Raw genomic sequence first — 1621 nt, 5'->3', positions numbered from 1 at the left:
GGTTGAATTGCAGAGCCAGCCGAACGCCTGAGCGACGGCAGGGTTTTCCCAGTTAGCCGGACGGCCCCGCAAGGGGCCGGCCGCCCTTTTTCGGGGTCGACGGCTGCCGGCGCCGCCTCCTCTCTCCGTACGGCTGGGTTTTGGCGCACGGCTCCGCCGGCCCGCGCGGGGGCGCTCTCGGACTCAGCCGGACGGGCCTTCGGAGGGGGCTGTTCGGTTGTCGGCCTGGCTAGGCCAGCGGCTCAGACCCCCTCTCGCGCCTGGCGCGGTCGATCGCCTCGACGCCCATCAGCAGCTCCCCGTAGGGAACCTCCTCCATGCCGAGCGCGTCCATGAGCGCGGCGCCGTCGTCGCCGTAGGCCGCCAGCAGCGCCCGCGCCGGCGCCATGAACGCCATCGAGGGCCTGGGCTCGGAGTTGAGCTGCGACATCGCCGCCGCCATGTCGGCCGGCTCCAGGTCGTCGAACGATATGCCGCGGCCCTTGGGCAGGAGCTTCCTGAGCTCCACGTGGTTGCGCTCGCAGCCGCCCTTCTGCTGGGACTGCCTCACGTCGCAGTAGTACACTCTGCAGCGGGCGCCCGCACCCGGCAGGCACGACCTCTCCAGCGACTCCCAGTCGGAGAACTCCGCCCCGTTGTCGGTGAGGACCAGCCCGAGCATGCGCTGGAAGGCGGCCCCGCCCACGGCCGTCTCCAGCATGTCGAGCGCGGCGGCCACCGCGCTCGACGACCTCTCGGGCAGAAGCAGCAGCACCTGGGCGCGGCAGCAGCGCAGGTAGAGCGTGAGCACGCACTGCCGGTCCGAGGACCTGCCGATCACCGTGTCCATCTCGCAGGCGGCCTCCCGCGCGGCCTCCGGCAGCGCCGAGAAGGCGGCGAAGGAGCGCTCGGGGCCGTGGGAGGTGGGCCGGGGCGCGCCCTTCCTCCTCTCCTTGTAGCCCACCTTGCGCCTCAGCTCCATGTTGGACATGCCGGCGTAGCCCCTGTCGATCCAGCGGTAGATGGTGGAGGGGGCGGCCCTGAACTCGCGGGAGCGCCCGGCCGATATCTGGGCGGGCGACAGCCCGCGGGCCAGGTCGGCCCTGATGGCGGCGGCTATCCGCTCGAACTCCCCCTCGGAGCGGTCGACGCCGCGCCTGGAATCGGACAGCGTCCCGTCGGCGAGGCCCTGGGCGCGGGCCGCGGAGTACTCGCAGCGGAACGGGCGCCCGCAGTGGTAGCGGCGCTTGTTGCAGCCGTTGCACACGTGGGGCCACCCCTTGAGCCTGGCGCAGGCGCCCTCGGGCACCGACTCGACCCGCTCGCCCTTGGCCGGGCCGCGGGACACCGTGCGGTTGCGCCTGACCTCGTCGGCGACGCTGGACTGGGAGCGCCCCAGGTCGCGCGCCATCTCCCGCGCCGACCGGTTCTTGTCCAGCCCGCGCTCGATCGCGGCCCTCTCGGCGCGATCGAGCCTCCTGTACCTTCTCTGCCTTCTCTTCCCGGACATCGGAATCTCCTTCCGCTCGCGCGGCGCCGCCTCGGCGCCGCTCCTGGGAAGGTTGTTACCGAACTCAGCCGAACGTGTCCAGCTGAGTCTTGAGAAAAGAAGGTGGTGTACGGATGAACTTAAAATTCAACG

1 protein-coding gene is annotated in these 1621 nt (G+C 71.4%); it reads right to left on the bottom strand.

All coding sequences use genetic code 11. The features are described 5' to 3' along the window. Positions 1 to 229 precede the first annotated feature (229 nt). A complete protein-coding gene (locus VIN30_RS11510) occupies positions 230 to 1489 on the bottom strand; it encodes an IS30 family transposase (protein ID WP_338211635.1) in 1260 nt (419 codons plus the stop codon). Positions 1490 to 1621 lie beyond the last annotated feature (132 nt).

It is taken from the genome of Adlercreutzia wanghongyangiae, from assembly GCF_035989245.1.
GTDB classification, from domain to species: domain Bacteria; phylum Actinomycetota; class Coriobacteriia; order Coriobacteriales; family Eggerthellaceae; genus Adlercreutzia; species Adlercreutzia wanghongyangiae.
This window is presented reverse-complemented; position numbering and strand designations above follow the sequence as displayed.

Coding starts and splice junctions, on each gene's coding strand:
- VIN30_RS11510 (WP_338211635.1), bottom strand. CDS start 1,489: ATGTCCGGGAAGAGAAGGCAGAGAAGGTACAGGAGGCTCGATCGCGCC.